Annotated in this window: 2 protein-coding genes and 1 pseudogene; all 3 read right to left on the bottom strand. The window is 74.0% G+C overall.

The features are described 5' to 3' along the window. Window positions 1-4,358, bottom strand: a pseudogene (locus ACGF1Z_RS33645) (beta-ketoacyl synthase N-terminal-like domain-containing protein); the annotation flags it as partial. 16 nt (window positions 4,359-4,374) lie between these two features. Beyond that, complete coding sequence (locus tag ACGF1Z_RS33640) at window positions 4,375-15,453, bottom strand: SDR family NAD(P)-dependent oxidoreductase (RefSeq protein ID WP_393010115.1); 11,079 nt, start codon at window positions 15,451-15,453, stop codon at window positions 4,375-4,377. Beyond that, a complete protein-coding gene (locus tag ACGF1Z_RS33635) occupies window positions 15,365-20,071 on the bottom strand; it encodes an SDR family NAD(P)-dependent oxidoreductase (protein ID WP_393010113.1) in 4,707 nt (1,568 codons plus the stop codon). Before ACGF1Z_RS33635 ends, ACGF1Z_RS33640 begins: the two co-directional genes overlap by 89 nt. Window positions 20,072-20,099: the final 28 nt, after the last annotated feature.

Genomic DNA, 20,099 nt, shown 5'->3' with positions numbered 1-20,099 from the left:
GCATCCCGATCCGACACATCACACGCCACCACCCGCACCCGCACCCCACCACCAGCCGACCCAGCCCCGGATACGACACCGGCTACGGCACCGGCACCGGTCACGGCACCGGCCGCCGACAACTCCTCCACCAACTCCCGAGCCCCCGGAGCCCCCACACCCCGACGACTCACCAACACCAACGACGACACCCCCGACGCCACCAGATGCCGCGCCACCACAGCACCCAGACCACCCGTACCCCCCGTCACCAACACCGTCCCCCCACCCCACCGCGACACCACACCCCCACCATCAGAAGCCGCCGCGGGTGTCGCCTTCTCCAGGCGCGGTACGAGCCAGGAGCCCTCCCGGTGGGCGAGTTCGGTCTCCCCCGAGGCCACGACGGCCGGCCACACGGCGGGGTCGAGGCCGGCGGGGTGGTCGACGTCCGCCAGGACGAAGCGTCCGGGATTCTCCGCCTGCGCCGCCCGGACCAGCCCCCAGACGGCGCCCGCCGCGGGGCCGGCCGGACCGTCGGGCCCCATGCCGCCTCGGGTGAGCACCACCAGGGTGCGGTCCGTGGGCCGCCCGTCGGCCAGCCAGGTCTGCACGGCGCCCAGCGCGGCCTCGGCCGCTGCGGCCGTCACCTCGGGGACGTACCCGTCGGGCGGCGTGCAGTCGCACACGACGATCGGGCCCTCGGCGGAGCCCAGTTCGTCGGGGGCGACGGTCGGGGCCGCGGCGGCGCCCTCGGACGTGCCGATCGTCACCGGCTTCCAGGCCACGCCGAAGAGCGCCTCGGCCGTCGGGTCGGCGGGCGAGAAGTGGTCGGGGGCGATCGGCAGCGAGGTCACCGACCCGACGGTGGCCACCGGCCGTCCGCTCTGGTCGGCGACGAACACCGCGGAGGCGGCCTGACCCTCGCGCCGCTCGATGCGCACGCGCAGGGCCCGGGACCCGGACGCGTGCAGCGCGACGTCGGTCCACGCGAAGGGCAGGAAGGTCTGCCCCTCCGCCTCCTCGTCCCCGGCGATCAGGTCGATGTGCAGGGCCGAGTCGAGCAGCGCGGGGTGCAGGCCGTAGTGCTCGGCGTCGGCGGAGTCGGGCAGGACGACCTCGGCGAAGACGTCGCCGCCCCGCCGCCAGGCCGCGCGGAGGTTCCGGAACGTGGGGCCATAGCGGTAGCCGCGCTCGGCCAGCCGCTCGTACCCGCCGTCGACCGGGATCGGCTCGGCGCCGGCAGGCGGCCACGTCGCGAGGTCGAAGGCGGCCGGAGCGTCGGCCGTCGACAGCAGCGCCTCCGCGTGGCAGGTCCAGTCGCCGGCGTCCCCGGCGTCCCCGCCGTCGTCGGGCCGCGAGTGGACGGCTACGGCATGCCGCCCCGAGCCGTCCGCCGCACCCACGCTCACCTGCACCTGGACACCACCGGACGCCGGAACGACGAGCGGGGTCCGCAGCGTCAGCTCCTCCAGGGCGGTGCACCCGACCTCGTCGCCCGCCCGGATCGCGAGCTCCACGAAGCCGGTCCCCGGGAAGATGATCGTCCCGTTGATGTCGTGGTCGGCGAGCCAGGGCTGCGCCTCGACCGAGAAGCGCCCGGTGAGCACGACGCCCCCGGTCTCGGCGACCGCCACCGCCGCGCCCAGCAACGGATGCCCGGTCGCCGTCTGCCCGACCTGCCGCGGATCGACGCCGGCTGACGTCGAGCCCTGCCAGAAGTGGCGGTGCTGGAAGGGATAGGTCGGGAGGTCGAGGTGGCGACCGGGGGCGGGCAGGTGCCAGTCCACGGCCACACCGGACACGTGCAGGGTGGCGGCCGCCGCATGCAGCGTGGCGTGGGCGCCCGGATCGCCCTCCTTCGGACGCCGCATCAGCGGGACGAACACCGACTCGTCCGCGTCGTCGAGACTCTGGCGCGCCATCGCGGTCAGTACGGCCTCGGGCCCGACCTCCACGAAACGCGTCACGCCCAGCCCGCGGGCCGTGGCCAGCCCGTCGGCGAACCGGACCGCCTCGCGCACGTGCCGCACCCAGTAACCCGGGTCGGTCAGCTCCGCCGACACGACCTGACCGGTGACGTTGGAGACCATCGGGACGCTCGGCTCGGCGTACGCGACCGTGGCGGCGACTCGGGCGAACTCCTCCAGCATCGGCTCCATCAAACGCGAATGGAAGGCGTGCGAGACGGACAAGCGCGTCGCCCGCACACCCGCCGCCTCAGCCCGTTCACGCGCCTGCTCCAACTCCGCCACCGAGCCGGAGACGACAACCGCAGCGGGCCCGTTGACAGCCGCGATGTCGACAGAGAGACCGTCGGTCAGCTTCTCGACCTGCTCAACGCCGATGGCAAGGGCGAGCATGCCGCCACCCTCCGGCAACGCCTGCATCAACGAACCCCGCGCCACCACCAACCGCGCCGCGTCCTCAAGCCCGAACACCCCAGCGGCGTAAGCGGCGGAAATCTCCCCGATCGAATGCCCCAGAAGCACGTCCGGGGTCACACCCCAGTGCCGCAGAACGCCGACCAGACCCGCCTGCACAGCGAACAATCCCGCCTGCGTGAACACCGTCGCATCCACCGCAGCGGGGTCCTCACCCCAGATCACGTCACGCACCGGCCGCACGAGATGCCGGTCCAGCGCCTCACACGCCTCAGCGAAAGCAGCCGCGAACACCGGCTCGGAGTCGCAGAGTTCACGCCCCATCCCCAGCCACTGCGACCCCTGCCCCGTGAACAACCACCCCGTCCGACCGGGTATCACGCGTCCGGTGACGGCGGCTCCGGGGGCTTCCGAGGTGAACGCCTCCAGGCCGGCCAGAGCCTCTTCGCGGGTGGTGGCGAGCAGGGCGGACCGGTGCTCCAGTGCGGCACGTCCGTGCGTCAACGCCGAGGCCAACTCTCCCGGTTCGACGTCCTCACGTCCGGACCACCAGGACGCCAGCCGGGCGGCGGACTCGGTCAGCGCCTCCGGCGAGCGCGCCGACCAGGTCAGCGCCACCGGTCGCCCGGTCTTCGGGACGGAGAACTCCGCTTCGTCGGGGGCCTGTTCGACGATGACGTGCGCGTTGGTGCCGCTGATGCCGAAGGACGACACCGCGGCCCGCCGCGGGCGATCGTCCACCACCGGCCAAGGGCGCGCCTCCGCCAGCAGCTCGACCGCTCCCGCGGCCCAGTCGACCTGAGACGACGGCTGGTCGACATGCAGGGTCCGGGGCATCACGCCGTGCCGCATCGCCTGCACGAGCTTGATCACGCCGGCGACTCCGGCGGCCGCCTGCGTGTGGCCGAGGTTCGACTTCACCGACCCCAGGTAGAGCGGCTCGCCGACCTCGCGGCCCTGCCCGTACGTGGCGAGCAGCGCCTGCGCCTCGATCGGATCGCCGAGCCGCGTGCCGGTGCCGTGCCCCTCCACCAGGTCGACCTGGTCCGCGCCGACCCGCGCGTTGGCGAGGGCGGCCCGTATGACGCGCTGCTGCGACGGTCCGTTCGGTGCCGTGAGACCGTTCGACGCACCGTCCTGGTTGACCGCCGAGCCCCGTACGACCGCGAGCACCGGGTGTCCGAGCCGGCGCGCGTCCGACAGCCTCTCGACCAGCAGCAGACCGACCCCCTCCGACCAGCCCGTCCCGTCCGCCGCGTCGGCGAACGACTTGCAGCGCCCGTCGGCGGCGAGCCCTCGCTGGCGGCTGAACTCGACGAAGGTCTCCGGCGTCGCCATCACCGTCACCCCGCCGACCAGGGCCAGCGAGCACTCCCCCGAACGCAGCGCCTGCACCGCCAGGTGCAGGGCGACGAGCGACGACGAGCACGCCGTGTCCACCGTCACCGCGGGGCCTTCGAAACCGAACACATAGGAGATGCGGCCGGAGGCGATGGCTCCGGTCGCGGAGTTGTACGGGTAGTCGTGGTACATGACGCCCGCGAAGACACCCGTGCGGCTGCCCTTCAGCGTGCCGGGGTCGATGCCGGCCCGTTCGAAGGCCTCCCAGGACGTCTCCAGCAGCAGGCGCTGCTGCGGGTCCATGAGCTGGGCCTCGTTGGGGCTGATGTTGAAGAAGGCGGGGTCGAAGGCGGCCGCCTCGTGGAGGAAGCCGCCCTCGCGCGTGTACGACTTGCCCTCGACGCCCGGCTCGGGGTCGTAGAGCCCGTCGACGTCCCAGCCGCGGTCGGCCGGGAACGGGGAGACCGCGTCGCGGCCCTCGGCGACCAGGCGCCACAGGTCCTCCGGGGACGCGACGCCGCCCGGGTAGCGGCAGGCCATCGACACGATCGCGACGGGTTCGCGGCTGTCCGCGGTGACCTGTCGCAGCTGTCCGCGCAGCCGCTCGGTCTCCTTGACGGAGGCGCGCAGCGCGTGGACGAGCTTCTCGTCGGTTCCGGTCATGGCAGCCTCACGCATCCTCGGCGACGTCGTCGAAGTCGGCGCCTTCGAGCGCCAGGTTGATCAGGGCGTCCGCGTCCATGGCGTCGACGTCCACGGCGCCGGAGCCGGCGTCGTCGGTGTCGGAGCCGACGGGCGGGGTGGTGGAGTCGGTACCGGCGCGACCGGCGAGTTGGAGCAGGGTGTCGAGCAGCCCGGCGTCGCGCAGCCGGGCGAGCGGGATGCTCTGCAGGGCGGACCGGACGTCCTGCTCCGCGGTGGGGTCGGACTGTCCCTCGGGGAAGAGCTGTTCGGCGAGGTGGGCGGCCAGGCCGGCCGGGGTCGGGTAGTCGAAGCCGAGTGTCGCGGGCAGGCGCAGGCCGGTGGCGGTGCCGAGGCCGTTGCGGAACTCGACGGCGGCGAGGGAGTCGAATCCCATGTCGCCGAAGGGGCGTTGTGCGTCGATCGCCTCCGGGCCGGAATAGCCCAGCAGTGCCGCCGCCTGTCCGCGTACGAGGTCGGAGATGCGGTCGAGGCGCTCGGCGGGCGTGAGGGCGGCCAGCCGTTCACGCAGCGCGGCTCCTCGGTCGGCGCCCGCGGCGGCCCGGCGCCGTCCCGGGACCCGGATCAGGGCCCGCAGCAGGTCGGGCACCTCTCCTTCGCCGTTCGCGGAGGTGTCGAGCAGCATCGGGACGAGCAGTGGCCGGTCGGAGTCGCCGGCCCGGTCGAAGAGCTCGGTGCCCTTCTTCTCGGTGAGCGGCTCGACGCCGGCCCGGCGGAGGCGCTGGAGGTCGGCCTCACCGAGCTCGCCCGCCATGCCGCCGTCGAGCGACCACAGCCCCCAGGCGAGCGACTGGGCGGCCAGGCCGGTGGCGCGGCGGTGTGCGGCGAGGGCGTCGAGCAGGGCGTTGGAGGCGGCGTAGTTGCCCTGGCCCGGGGCGCCGAGCACGCCCGCCGCCGAGGAGAAGAGGACGAAGGCCGAGAGGTCCAGGTCCCGGGTCAGCTCGTGCAGGTGCAGCGCGGCATCGGCCTTCGGCCGGAAGACCGTGTCGACGCGCTCGGGTGTCAGCGACGCGATGACGCCGTCGTCGAGCACGCCGGCGGAGTGGACGACCGCCGTGATCGGGGCGTCCTCGGGAACGCCGGCGAGGACGTGGGCGAGCGCCGCGCGGTCGCCGACGTCGCAGGCGGCCACCCTGACGTCGGCGCCCAGTGCGGTGAGTTCCTCGACCAACTCGGGCATCCCCGGCGCGTCCGCTCCCCTGCGTCCGACCAACAGCAGGCTGCGCACGCCGCGTTCGGTGACGAGGTGCCGGGAGAAGAGCCGGCCGAGGTTGCCGGTCGCGCCGGTGACGAGCACGGTGCCGTCGCCGAATCCGGCGGCAGCGGGGAGCGCCGCCGGGTTCGCGGACATGCCGGGGGGCGCGGGCGGTGCGGTGGCGGGCAGCAGTCGGGCGGCGAGGATCTCGCCGTTGCGGACGGCCAGTTGGGACTCGCCCAGACCGGTCAGCGCGTCGAAGGGGAGGCCCCCGCCGCATCCATCCGCATCCCCGTCTCCGTCTTCGTCTACGTCTACGTCTACGTCTACGTCTACGTCTACGAGGACGATGCGGCCCGGGTTCTCCGCCTGGGCCGAACGGACCAGACCACGGACGGCGGCGCCGGCCAGGTCGGGGACGTCCTCGCCCGCGACGGAGACGGCCCCGCGGGTGAGCACGACGAGCGTCGACGCCGACGTGCGCGGGTCGGCGAGCCAGTCCTGCACGGCCGCGAGCGCGGTGTGTACGTCCGCACGCGGATCGCCGCCGCCGGCCCGCAGCACGACGTGTTCCGGCACGTCGCCGTCCCCGGGCAGCTCGGTGAAGTCGAGCACCCGGCCGCTCGCCGGCGTCCTCCCCGGCGACACGAGCGGCCCCCGCGAGATCCAGCTCAGTTCGTAGAGGCCGTCGACGGCCGCCGCGGGCGCGTCCAGCGACGTCGCCGACAGCTCGCGCAGCGCCAGCGAGTCCACGGCGAGCACCGGCTCCCCCGCCGGGTCCCACGCCCGCAGTCGGACACCGGCGCCGTCGAGCGTGAGACGGACCCGCAGATGGCTCGGCCGTTCCGCCAGGAGGGTGACGCCGGACCAGGCGAACGGAAGCCGTACGGTGCTCCCTCCGGTGTCGCTGTCGAGCAGGGCGACGGCGTGCAGAGCGGCGTCGAGCAGCGCGGGGTGCACCGCGTGGCCCGCTGCGTCGACGCCCTCCGGCAGCACGACCTCCGCGTACACGTCGTCGCCGTGCCGCCAGGCCGCCCGCAAGCCCTGGAAGGCCGGACCGTACTGCAGCCCCAGTTCGAGGAGCTCCGCGTATCCGCCGGAGACGTCGAAGGGCGCGGCCCCGGCCGGGGGCCAGGTGTGCGGTGCCGCGGGAGCGGGGGTCGGGGCGGTGCTCAGGGTGAGGGTGCCGGTGGCGTGGGCGGTCCACGGGGTCTCGGGGGCGTCGGCGGGGCGGGAGTGGACGGTGAGTTCCGCCTGGTCGTTAGCGGCGGTCACCTGGACCTGCACGTCCACGGCCCCCTGCGCGGGCAGCGTGAGGGGCTGCCCGATGACCAGCTCACCGACCTCGCCGTACCCGGTGACGTCGGCGGCGTACAACGCCATGTCCAGCAGCGCCGTACCCGGCACGAGAACCACCCCGGCCACCGCATGATCCGCCAGCCAGGGATGACTCCGCACACCGATCCGGCCCGTCAGCACCGTCGAACCACCGTCCGTCGTGGTGACGGACGCGGCCAGCAGACCGTGCCCGGTCTCCCGCAACCCCGCCGCACCCACACCGGCAGACACCTGCGCCGGCCCGGACAGCCAGTAGCTACGACGCTGGAAGGGATACGTGGGCAGGTCGAGGTGTCGGGCGGGCTCCGGCAGATGCCAGTCGACGGCGGCGCCGGTGGCGTGGAGGGCGGCGGCCGCCGTCAGCAACGTGGCCGGGGCGGTCGGACCGCCCGGCTTGGGGCGGCGCATCAGCGGCGCGAAGGTCGGCTCGGCGGTGTCGTCGAGACTCTGCCGGGCCATCGCCGTGAGTACGGCATCGGGCCCGACCTCCACGAGACGCGTCACGCCCAGCCCGCGAGCCGTGGCCAGCCCGTCAGCGAACCGCACGGGCTCGCGCACGTGCCGCACCCAGTAACCCGGGTCGGTCAGCTCCGCCGACACGACCTGACCGGTGACGTTGGAGACCACCGGGACGCTCGGCTCGCGATAGGTGACGGTGGCGGCGACCCGGGCGAACTCCTCCAACATCGGCTCCATCAAACGCGAATGGAAAGCGTGCGAGACGGACAACCGGGTCGCCCGCACACCCGCCGCCTCAGCCCGGCCGGCCACCTGCTCCAGGTCCACGACCGGTCCCGAAACGACCACCGCAGCGGGTCCGTTGACGGCCGCGACGTCCACGGCCAGCCCCTCCATCAGCTTCTCGACCCGCTCGACGCCGGCGGCAAGCGCCAGCATGCCGCCACCCTCCGGCAACGCCTGCATCAACGAACCCCGCGCCACCACCAACCGCGCCGCATCCTCAAGACCGAACACCCCCGCCGCATACGCAGCAGAGATCTCCCCGATCGAATGCCCCACCAGCACATCCGGAGTCACACCCCAGTGCCGCAACACCGCCACCAGACCCGCCTGCACGGCGAACAGACCCGCCTGCGTGAACACCGTCGCATCCACCGCAGACGCATCCCCACCCCAGATCACCTCACGCACCGGCCGCACGAGATGCCGGTCCAGCGCCTCACACGCCTCAGCGAGTGCCGCCGCGAACACCGGCTCGGAGTCGCAGAGTTCACGACCCATCCCCAGCCACTGCGACCCCTGCCCCGTGAACAACCACCCCGTCCGACCGGCCGACACCCGCCCCGCCACCGCACCGGTCCCGTCGGCCACGAACGAGGCCAGACGCGTCAACGCCTCCCCCCGGTCGGCAGCGACGATCACCGCACGATGCTCAAGAGCGGCCCGTCTGGACACCAATGACGCGGCGATCTCGCCGACCTCGACGTCCTCCCGCTCGGACCACCACGACGCCAGCCGCCCGGCCGCCTCGTTCAAGGCCTCCGGCGAGCGGGCCGACAGGGTGAGGGCCACCGCGGTCCCGCCCGGGGCGCGCCGCTCGGCCGCGGGCGCCGGTGCCGGTGCCGGTGGCTGCTCCAGGATCACGTGCGCGTTGGTGCCGCTGATCCCGAACGACGACACGGCCGCCCGGCGCGGGCGATCGGCGTCCGTCGCCGGCCAGGCCCGCGGCTCGGTCAGCAGCTCCACCGCACCCGCCGACCAGTCGACCTGCGACGACGGGGCGTCCACATGCAGCGTCCGCGGCATCACGCCGTGCCGCATCGCCTCCACGAGCTTGATGACGCCGCCCACGCCGGCCGCGGCCTGGGCGTGGCCCAGGTTCGACTTCAGCGATCCCAGGTACAGCGGCTCGCCGTCCCGGCCCCGCCCGTAGGTCGCCAGGAGCGCCTGCGCCTCGATCGGGTCGCCGAGGCGGGTACCGGTGCCGTGCCCCTCCACCAGGTCCACATCGGTCACGGACAGGCCGGCGTTGGCCAGTGCGGCCCGGATCACGCGCTGCTGGGAGGGCCCGTTCGGTGCGGTCAGGCCGTTGGACGCGCCGTCCTGGTTGACCGCGGAACCGCGCACGACCGCGAGGACCGGGTGTCCGAGCCGGCGCGCGTCCGACAGTCTCTCGACCAGCAGCAGACCGACGCCCTCCGACCAGCCCGTCCCGTCAGCGGCGTCGGCGAAGGCCTTGCAGCGCCCGTCGGCGGCGAGCCCGCGCTGGCGGCTGAACTCGACGAAGGTCTCCGGCGTCGCCATCACCGTCACCCCGCCGACCAGGGCCAGCGAGCACTCCCCCGAACGCAGCGCCTGGGCGGCCAGGTGCAGGGCGACGAGCGACGACGAGCAGGCCGTGTCGATGGTCATCGACGGGCCTTCGAGGCCGAAGACGTACGACACCCGGCCGGAGGCGATCGCGCCGGTCGCCGTGTTGTGCGGATAGTCGTGGTACATGACGCCCGTGAAGACGCCGGTGTCGCTGCCCTTCAGCATGCCGGGGTCGATGCCGGCCCGCTCGAAGGCCTCCCAGGACGTCTCCAGCAGCAGGCGCTGCTGCGGGTCCATGATCAGCGCCTCGTTGGGGCTGATCCCGAAGAAGTCGCCGTCGAAGAGATCGGCGTCGTGGAGGAAGCCGCCGTGGTCGACGTACGTCGTGTCCGGCGCCGTGCGGCTGGGGTCCACCAGCCGGGCGAGGTCCCAGCCCCGGTCGACGGGGAACGGGGAGACCGCGTCGCGGCCCTCGGCGACCAGGCGCCACAGGTCCTCCGGGGACGCGACGCCGCCCGGGTAGCGGCAGGCCATCGACACGATGACGATCGGCTCGGCGTCCGGGACGGCGCCGGTCCGGCGCGCCGGTGTCGCGGCGACGGCGGCCGAATCGCCGGCCTCCTCCCGGAGGAACCGGGCCAGCACGGCCGGCTCGGGATGGTCGAAGACCAGCGTGGCCGGCAGCCGCAGGCCGGTGGCGGTGTTGATGCGGTTCCGGAGTTCCACACCGGCCAGCGAGTCGAAACCCATGTCCCGGAAGGCCTTGGTCGCCTCGATGGCGGCCGGGTCCGGGTACTCCAGCACGGCCGCGGCCTCGCGCTGGACCAGGGTCAGCAGGGTCCGCTCCCACTCGGCCTCGGGAACGTCCTGCAGCAGGCTCCGGAGCCCGGACGCGTCGCCGGGCCGTGCGCTCCCCGCGCGGCGCCTGCGGACCGGCGCCAGAGTGCGGAAGATTGGGGGCGACGACTCGGGTTCGCGGCGGAGTTCGGCGAGGTCGAGCCGGAGCGGTACGACGAGGGCCGGAGCGCAGCGCAGGGCCGCGTCCAGCATGGCGAGGCCCTGCTCCGCGGTGTGGCCGAGCAGCGCACCGGAGCGGGCCGGTTCGTCGCCCTCGGCCATGCCGTCGGCGACCGCCCACATGCCCCAGGCGAGGGAGAGCCCGGGCAGTCCATGGGCGCGTCGGGTCTCGGCCAGCGCGTCGAGCAGGGTGTTCGCCGCCGCGTAGTTGCCCTGGCCGGGTGCGCCGAGCAGCCCGGAGGCGGAGGAGAACAGCACGAAGGCCGACAGGTCGGCGTCGCGGGTAAGTTCGTGCAGGTGGAGTGCCGCGTCGGCCTTGGCGGCGAGTACGGCGTCCAGTCGCTCGGGCGTCAGTGCGGGGATCACGCCGTCGTCGAGCACGCCGGCGGCGTGGACGACGGCGGTCAGCGGCGCTTCTGCCGGGATCGCTGCCAGCAGGTCCGCGACCGCGTCACGGTCGGAGAGGTCGCAGGCGGAGGCGGTGACCTGTGCTCCCGACCGCGCCAGTTCGTCGAGGAGTGCGGCGGCGCCCGGGGACTCGGCGCCGCGGCGGCCGACCAGCAGGAGGCGGCGTACTCCGTGGGCGCTCACCAGGTGCCGGGCCACGCGGCCGCCGAGCGCGCCGAAGCCACCGGTCACCAGGGTCGTACCGCGCTCGGTGAAGACGGGAGGCCGCTCGCCGGGGACGGGGAGGGGTGTCAGCCGCGCGGCGAGCAAACGGGATCCCCGCAGGGCGAGTTGAGGCTCACCGGCGGCGACGGCGAGGCCTGTCACGTCCTGTTCGTCTCCACCGTCGCCGGCCGCGCCCTCGCGGGTGGCGTCCGCGTCGACCAGAACGAAGCGGTCCGGGTTCTCGGACTGCGCCGAGCGGACCAGACCCCACACGGCGGCTCCGGCCAGATCGGCGACCGGCTCCCCGGCGGCGGAGACGGCCCCCTCGGTGCGCACGACCAGGGTGGCCCCGGCCAGTCGCGGCTCCGTGACGAACTGCTGCACCACGGAGAGGACTTCGGCGGTGCGCGCGTGGACGTCGGCCACGACGTCCCGTTCGCCCGCCCGGGACGTCCGGAGCACCACCACCCCGGTCGGCACGGCCGACGGGTCGAGCGTCTCCCATTCCTCGACGGCGAACGGTTCGGCCGGCATCGGGACCGGAACCCAGGTCTGCTGGTAGAGCGGCGGTGTCGGGTCGGGACGCCGGCCGCTGCTCGCGAGCGGGCGCAGGGAGAGGGAGTCGGCGGTGGCCACCGGCTGGCCCGTCCGGTCGGCGACGGTCAGCGCCACCTCGTTGGCGGCGAGCGGCCGGATTCGGACCCGGAGCGCGCCGGCCCCACTGCCGTGCAGTTCGAAGCCCGACCAGCTGAAGGGCAGTGCCGCGGCCCCCTCGTTCGCCGAGGACAGCGCGACGGCGTGCAGGGCGGCGTCGAGCAGGGCGGGGTGCAGGCCGAACCCGGCCCCGCCCCGTCCGTCCGCGAGGGCGACGTCGGCGAAGACCTCGTCGTCGAGCCGCCAGGCCCGGCGCAGGCCCTGAAAGACCGGGCCGTAGCGCAGCCCGGACGCCGCGAGGTCGGGGTAGAGGGCCTCGATGTCGACGGGCTGCGCCCCGGAAGGCGGCCAGGCGGCGAACGTCTCCGGCGGGATCGCGGCCGACGGTGCGGACGTCGCGGCGGCGGAGAGCGATCCGGAGGCGTGCCGGACCCACTGCTCGGGGGCGTCCGGCCCCGTGGGACGAGCGTGGACGGCCACCGCGTGCAGGCCCTGCTCGTCGGCCGGTCCGACCGTGACCTGGACCTGCACGGCCCCCGCCGCGGGCAGTACCAGCGGAGCGTGCAGGGTCAGTTCCTCGACCCGGCGGCAGCCGACCTGGTCGCCGGCACGGACGGCGAGCTCCAGCATGCCCGTCCCCGGGAAGAACACCTCGTCCCCGACGCGGTGGTCCGCGAGCCACGGCTGGGTCTCGACGGACAGGCGCCCGGTGAGCAGGGCTCCCCCGGTGTCGGCGACACCGACGGCCGCGCCCAGCAGCGGATGCTGGGCGGCGTCGAGCCCGGCCGCACGGACGTCGGCGACCGAGGCGGTGGGTTCGACCCAGTAGTGACGGCGTTGGAAGGGGTAGGTGGGCAGGTCGAGGTGGCGGACCGGCGCGGGCAGATGCAGGTCGACGGCCACACCGGACGCGTACAGGGCGGCGGCAGCGGTGAGGAGCGTCGTCCGGGCGGTCGGGCCCTCGGACTTCGGGCGGCGCATCAGGGGCGCGAAGGTCGACTCGGTTGTGTCGTCGAGACTCTGCCGGGCCATCGCCGTGAGTACGGCTTCGGGCCCGACCTCCACGAATCGGGTCACGCCGAGCCCGCGGGCCGTGGCAAGACCGTCGGCGAACCGGACCGCCTCGCGCACGTGCCGCACCCAATAGCCCGGTTCGGTCAGCTCCGCCGACACGACCTGACCGGTGACGTTGGAGACCACCGGGACGCTCGGCTCGGCGTACGCGACCGTGGCGGCGACCCGGGCGAACTCCGCCAACATCGGCTCCATCAAACGCGAATGGAAAGCGTGCGAGACCGACAACCGGGTGACGCGCACGTCGACGTCGGAAGCCCGGCCGGCCAGCCGGTCCAGGTCGGTCACCGGTCCCGAAACGACAACCGCAGCGGGCCCGTTGACGGCCGCGATGTCGACGGAGAGACCGTCGATCAGTTCCTCGACCTGCTCGACACCGGCGGCAAGCGCGAGCATGCCGCCGCCCTCGGGCAACGCCTGCATCAACGAACCCCGCGCCACCACCAACCGCGCCGCGTCCTCAAGCCCGAACACCCCCGCCGCATAAGCGGCGGAGATCTCCCCGATCGAATGGCCCAGAAGCACGTCCGGAGTCACACCCCAGTGCCGCAGAACGGCGACCAGACCCGCCTGCACAGCGAACAGACCCGCCTGCGTGAACACCGTCGCATCCACCGCAGACGGGTCCTCGCCCCAGATCACGTCACGGATCGGAACGGACAGATGCCGGTCCAGCGCCTCGCACGCCTCCTCGAAGGCAGCCGCGAACACCGGCTCGGAGTCGCAGAGTTCACGCCCCATTCCCAGCCACTGCGACCCCTGCCCCGTGAACAACCACCCCGTCCGACCGGCCGACACCCGCCCCGTCACCGCACCGGTCCAGTCGGCCACGAACGAGGCCAGACGCGTCAACGCCTCCCCCCGGTCGGCAGCGAGGATCACCGCGCGATGCTCCAGGGAGGCCCGCCCGTGGGCCAACGCCGCGCCCATCTCGGCGACTTCGACATCCTCACGAGCGGACCACCACGACGCCAGCCGGGCGGCGGACTCCGCCAACGCCTCCGGTGACCGGGCCGACAGCCGGACCGCGACGGGACCGCCGACGCCCACTACCTGCGCCGACGCTCCCGCGCCGACCGCGCCGCCCTCATCCGAAGCCCCAGCAGCCCCGGAGGCGGCAGGCACTCCAGACGGACCAGCCGGCCCAGACACCGTAGACGCCCCAGCCTCTTCCGAAGCCCCGGACATCGCGGACGCCTCAGACGCCTCGGACGCCTCGGACGCCGCAGTCATCTGAGGCGTCTGAGGCGTCTCCGACAGCCCGGAGGCCGCGGGCGGCTCGGAGGCCTGCTCCAGAATCACGTGCGCGTTGGTGCCGCTGATGCCGAACGACGACACCGCCGCCCGCCGCGGCCGGTCCTCGGCCGTAGGCCAGTCCCGTACCTCCGTCAGCAGTTCCACCGCGCCCGCCGACCAGTCGACCTGCGACGACGGGGCGTCCACATGCAGCGTCCGCGGCATGATCCCGTGCCGCATCGCCTCCACCAGCTTGATCACACCCGCGACACCCGCGGCGGCCTGCGTGTGCCCGAGGTTCGACTTCAGCGAGCCCAGGTACAGGGGCTCCCGGCCCTCCCGGCCCTGCCCGTACGTGGCCAGCAACGCCTGCGCCTCGATGGGGTCCCCGAGGCGCGTCCCGGTGCCGTGCCCCTCCACCACGTCCACGTCCACGGCGGACAGGCCGGCGTTGGCCAGTGCCGCCCGGATCACGCGCTGTTGGGAGGGCCCGTTCGGCGCGGTGAGTCCGTTCGACGCACCGTCCTGGTTGACCGCCGAACCCCGCACCACCGCCAGTACCGGATGCCCCAGCCGCCGCGCGTCCGAGAGCTTCTCGACCAGGAGCAGACCGGCGCCCTCGCCCCACGCGGTCCCGTCCGCCGCGTCCGCGAACGGCTTGCAGCGCCCGTCGGCGGCGAGTCCGCCCTGCTTGCCGAAGCCGACGAAGGCCCCGGCCGTGGACATGATCATGACTCCGCCGGCCAGGGCCATGGAGCACTCATCGGCCCGCAGGGCCTGTGCCGCGAGGTGCAGCGCCACCAGGGACGACGAGCAGGCCGTGTCGACGGTCACCGTCGGGCCCTCGAAGCCGAAGGTGTAGGCGACACGGCCGGCGAGCACGGACGCGGCGGTGGACGTGGCCTGGTAGGTCTGCGCGAGTTCGGGGGCGCCTTCGAGCAGGTAGCCGTAGTCCTGCAGACCGGAGCCGATGAAGGTGCCGACCTTCGTGCCCTTGAGCGTGTGGGCGTCGATCCCGGCGCGTTCGAAGGCCTCCCACGCCGTCTCCAGGACCAGTCGCTGCTGCGGGTCCATCGCGACCGCCTCACGCGGCGAGATGTCGAAGAAGCCCGGCTCGAACAGGGCGGCGTCCGTGACGAACCCGCCCCGGGTGACCCCGCCGGCCTCCCCCGTGCCCTCGCCCGCGTCCGCGGGACCGGCCGGAACCCCAAGGAAGGTCGCGTCCACGGAGCCGGGCGCGTCGGCGCGGCCGGCTCGCTCGGCGGTCCGGAGGGGCTCCGCCGCGCCCGCGGGCTGGGCCGCCGCGACCCGCCAGCCGCGGTCGGTCGGGAAGTCCGAGGTGGCGTCGACTCCGTCGCGGACCAGGCGCCACAGGTCGTCGGCCGAGTTCACCGAGCCGGGGTAGCGGCAGCTCATCGCGACGATGGCGATGGGCTCCTGGTCCCGGGACTCGGCTTCGGCGAGGCGCTGCCGGGTCCGTGCGAGGTCGGCCGTGACCCGCTTGAGGTAGTCGAGGAGCTTGCCGTCAGTGGACATCGGTTCCGCCGCTTCCTTCGGGTCAGTTGCTCGCGCCGAGACCGAGCTCGCTGTCGATGTAGTCGAAGACGTCGTCCGCGGTGGCGGACTCCAGCCGGTCGGTGAGGTCACCGTCGTCGGCGGGGTGGTCGAGCCGGCTGAGCAGGGACCGCAGCCGCGTGGTCGCCCCGGTGGTCTCCAGGTCGGCCGGCGCCATGGCCTCGATGGCCCGTTCCAGCCCTGCCAGGTGCTCGTCGAGCAGTGCGGCGGCCTGCTCCGCCGGGTCGGGGCAGAGGCGCGAGCGGAGATGCTCGGCCAGGGTGGCGGGGCTGGCGAAGTCGAAGGCCAGCGTGCTGGGCAGGGCGAGTCCCGTGACCTTGCCGAGGCCTCCGCGCAGTTCGACGGCGGCGAGCGAGTCGAAGCCGAGGTCGGCGAAGGGGCGGTCGAGGTTGAGCGTCGAGGGGTCCGCGTAGGCGAGGACGGTCGCCACCTGGGTGCGTACGACGTCCAGCACCGCGTGGAGCTGTCCGGCGGGCGGCAGCGAGGCGAGCCGGTCGGCGAGTTCGGAGGCGCCGGGTCCTCCCTCGGCCTGGCCGCCGCCGAGCGCGGCGCGCACCTCGGGCAGGGCGTCGAGCAGCGGGCGGGGCCGGGCGAGGGTGAAGGTCGGCGCGAAGCGCTCCCAGTCGAAGGCGGCCACCACCTGGTGCGCCGGCGCCGACCCGCCGGCATGGCGCAACGCCGTCAGGGCCGTGGCGGTGACCATCGGGGGCGCGCCGATGCGGCGCATGTAGTCCGCGGCCTCCGCGTCGAGCATGCCGGTGTCGAGCGGTCCCCAGGCCATGGCCGTGGCCGGTCTGCCGCGGCGGCGCCGGTCCTGGACGAAGGCGTCGAGGAAGGCGTTTCCGGTGCTGTACGCGGTCTGGTTGACGCTGCCCCACACGGCGGCGCCGGAGGAGAAGACGACGAAGGCGTCCAGCGGGCGGTCGCCTACGGCCTCGTCGAGCGCGCGTGCGCCCGCCACCTTGGCCCGGATCACGTCGACGAACTCGTCGGCGGACAGCTCGGTCAGGGGAGCCAGCCGCTGCGACCGGCCGGCGGCGTGCACCACGGCGGTGAGCGGCCGCTCCGCGGGAACGGCGTCGACGAGGCGGCGCAGGGCGTCGGCGTCGGTGGCGTCGCACGCGGCGAGCGTGACCGGGGTGCCGGCCGCGGTGAGTTCCTCGGCGAGCGCGGCGGCGCCGGGCGCGGCACCCCCGCGGCGGCCGGCGAGCACGATGTGCTCGGCGCCGTTCGCGGCCAGCCAGCGGGCGACCTCGCCGCCGACGCCGCCGGTTCCTCCCGTCACCAGGACGGTCCCGCGCGGCCGCCACGCCGCCGCGATCGGGTCCGCGACCACGGCGTGCCGCAGCCGGCGTCCGTAGGCGGTCCCGCCGCGGACGGCGGCCTGGTCCTCGGTGCCCGCGGCGAGCACCCGGCAGAGCGCCTCGACGTCGGCCTCGCCGAACGCGACGGGCAGGTCGACGATGCCGCCCCAGACGTCGGGGTGGTCGAGCGCGGTGCCGACGGCCACGCCCCAGAGGGACGCCTGGTCGGGCGCGGTGAGCTCCTCGGGGCCGGTGACGGCGACGGCGCCGGTCGTCAGGAACCACAGGCGGGTGGCGAGTCCGACGTCCACGACGGCCTGAACGGTGGCGACGCTGACGAGGAGGCCGTGGGACGCGGCGGGCGGGTCCCCCGGGCGCCGTTCACCGCCGAGCAGGCTGACGATTCCCGTCGGGGCGGGCCCTTCGGCCAGCCTGGCGCGGAGCAGCGCGGCGATGTCCTCGCGGTCCGCCTCCGGTACGTCGACGACGGTCAGCCGGGCTCCCCGGCGGGCCAGGCCGCCGAAGACGCGACAGCCGTCCACGTCGTCGCTCCCGGCCGGTACGAGCAGCCACCAGTCCCCCGTGAGCTCCGCGGCCCCGTTCCCCTCCAGCGCCTCCCAGCCGACCTCGTAGCGCCACTCGTCGACCTGCTGCCGGGCCCGGTCCTCGGGGTGCCGGGCCGTCACCGGTGCGTCGGCCCAGTAGCGGCTGCGCTGGAAGGGGTACGTGGGCAGGTCGAGGTGGCGACGGGGGGCGGGCAGGTGCCAGTCCACGGCCGCTCCGGACACGTGCAGGGCGGCGGCGGCCGCGAGCAGGGTGCCCTGAGCGGAGGCGCCGTCCTTGGGCCGGCGCATCAGCGGCGCGAAGGTCGGCTCGGCGGTGTCGTCGAGACTCTGCCGGGCCATCGCGGTCAGTACGGCTTCGGGGCCGACCTCCACGAAACGCGTCACGCCCAACTCCCGCGCCCTGGCGAGACCGTCGGCGAACCGCACTGCCTCCCGCACGTGCCGCACCCAGTAACCCGGATCGGTCAGCTCCACCGACACGACCTCACCGGTCACATTGGAGACCACCGGGACCCTCGGCTCGCGATAGGTGACGGTGGCGGCGACCTGGGCGAACTCCTCCAACATCGGCTCCATCAACCGCGAATGGAAAGCGTGCGAGACGGACAACCGGGTCGCCCGCACACCCGCCGCCTCAGCCCGGCCGGCCACCTGCTCCAGGTCCACGACCGGTCCCGACACCACCACCGCTGCGGGCCCGTTGACGGCCGCGATGTCGACACAGAGACCGTCGATCAACTTCTCGGCCTGCTCGACGCCGGTGGCAAGCGCCAGCATGCCGCCGCCCTCCGGCAACGCCTGCATCAACGAACCCCGCGCCACCACCAACCGCGCCGCATCCTCAAGCCCGAACACCCCCGCCGCATAAGCAGCAGCGATCTCCCCGATCGAATGCCCCACCAGCACATCCGGAGTCACACCCCAGTGCCGCAACACCCCCACCAGACCCGCCTGTACGGCGAACAATCCCGCCTGGGTGAACACCGTCGCATCCACCCCAGACGGGTCCTCACCCCAGATCACGTCACGCACCGGCCGTACGAGATGCCGGTCCAGCGCCTCACACGCCTCCGCGAAAGCAGCCGCGAACACCGGCTCGCAGTCGCAGAGTTCACGCCCCATCCCCAGCCACTGCGATCCCTGCCCCGTGAACAGCCACCCGGTCCCGCCCGCGGTCACCCGACCGGTGACGGCGCCGGACCCTTCGGAGGCGAGCGCGGTCAGGCCGGCCAGTGCCTCGTCGCGGTCGGTGGCGAGCACGACGGCGCGGTGCTCCAGGGCGGCGCGACCGTGCGCCAACGCCGAGGCTACCTCGCCCGGTTCGACGTCCTCGTGCCCGGACCACCAGGTCGCCAGCCGGGCGGCGGACTCCGTCAACGCCTCCGGTGACCGGGCCGACAGGACGAGCGGCACCGGACCGCCGAGTCCGGGCTCGGAAGCCTCCGACTCGGCCTCATCCGGTGCCTGTTCGACGATCAGGTGCGCATTGGTCCCGCTCACCCCGAACGACGACACCGCCGCCCGCCGCGGCCGGTCCTCGGCCGTCGGCCAGTCCCGTGCCTCCGTCAGCAGTTCCACCGCGCCCGCCGACCAGTCCACGTGCGAGGTCGGGGCGTCCACGTGCAGGGTCCGCGGCATGATCCCGTGCCGCATGGCCTCCACCAGCTTGATGACACCGCCCACGCCCGCGGCGGCCTGCGTGTGGCCCAGGTTCGACTTCAGCGAGCCCAGGTAGAGGGGCTCCCGGCCCTCCCGGCCCTGCCCGTACGTGGCCAGCAACGCCTGCGCCTCGATCGGGTCACCGAGCCGCGTCCCGGTGCCGTGCCCCTCCACCACGTCCACGTCCGCGGCGGACAGGCCGGCACTGGTCAGTGCCGCCCGGATCACGCGCTGCTGGGCCGGCCCGTTCGGCGCGGTGAGTCCGTTCGACGCACCGTCCTGGTTGACCGCCGAACCCCGCACCACCGCCAGCACCGGATGCCCCAGCCGCCGCGCATCCGACAGACGCTCCAACAGCAGCAGCCCCGCACCCTCGCCCCACCCCGTACCGTCCGCCGCCTCGGCGAACGCCTTGCACCGCCCGTCCGCCGACAGACCCCGCTGCCGGCTGAACTCCACGAAGGCGTCAGGGGCGGACATGACGTTCACGCCGCCGGCGAGCGCGAGGGTGCACTCGCCCGAGCGGAGGGCCTGGGCGGCGAGGTGCATGGCGACGAGTGACGACGAGCACGCCGTGTCGACCGTGACCGCCGGGCCCTCGAAGCCGAAGGTGTAGGCGACCCGGCCCGAGACGATGGAGCCCATGTTCGCGTTGCCCGGGTAGTCGTGGTAGACCATCCCGGCGAAGACGCCGGTGCGGCTGCCGTGGGCGAGGGTGGGGTCGATGCCCGCCGACTCGAAGGCCTCCCAGGCGAGTTCGAGGAGGATGCGCTGCTGGACGTCGGACTCGACGGCTTCGCGGGGACTGAGGGAGAAGAAGTCGGCGTCGAACCGGTCCGCGTCATGGAGGAAGCCGCCGGCGCGGGTGTAGGTCTTGCCCTCGGCGCCCGGCTCGGGGTCGTAGAGGGCGTCGACGTCCCAGCCCCGGTTGGTGGGGAAGGGCGAGACCGCGTCCCGGCCCTCGGCGACGAGCCGCCACAGTTCCTCCGGGGAGGCGACGCCGCCGGGGAAGCGGCAGGACATGCCGACGATGGCGACGGGTTCGCGGGCGGCGTCCTTCAGCGCGTTCAACTGCTGCCGGGTGCTCTGCAGTTCGGCGGTCGCCCGCTTCAGGTAGTCACGGAGCCTGTCATCCTGCTGAGGCTGGGGTGCCTGGGTCATGGAAGCCGTCCTGACTGAATGACTGAAT

Origin of the sequence: Streptomyces sp. NPDC048018 (assembly GCF_043202995.1) — a bacterium.
In the GTDB taxonomy this organism is placed as follows: domain Bacteria; phylum Actinomycetota; class Actinomycetes; order Streptomycetales; family Streptomycetaceae; genus Streptomyces.
Note: the sequence above shows the minus strand (reverse complement) of the source record. Positions and strands in the feature narration are given on the sequence as shown.

Coding starts and splice junctions, on each gene's coding strand:
- ACGF1Z_RS33635 (WP_393010113.1), bottom strand. CDS start 20,071: ATGACCCAGGCACCCCAGCCTCAGCAGGATGACAGGCTCCGTGACTAC.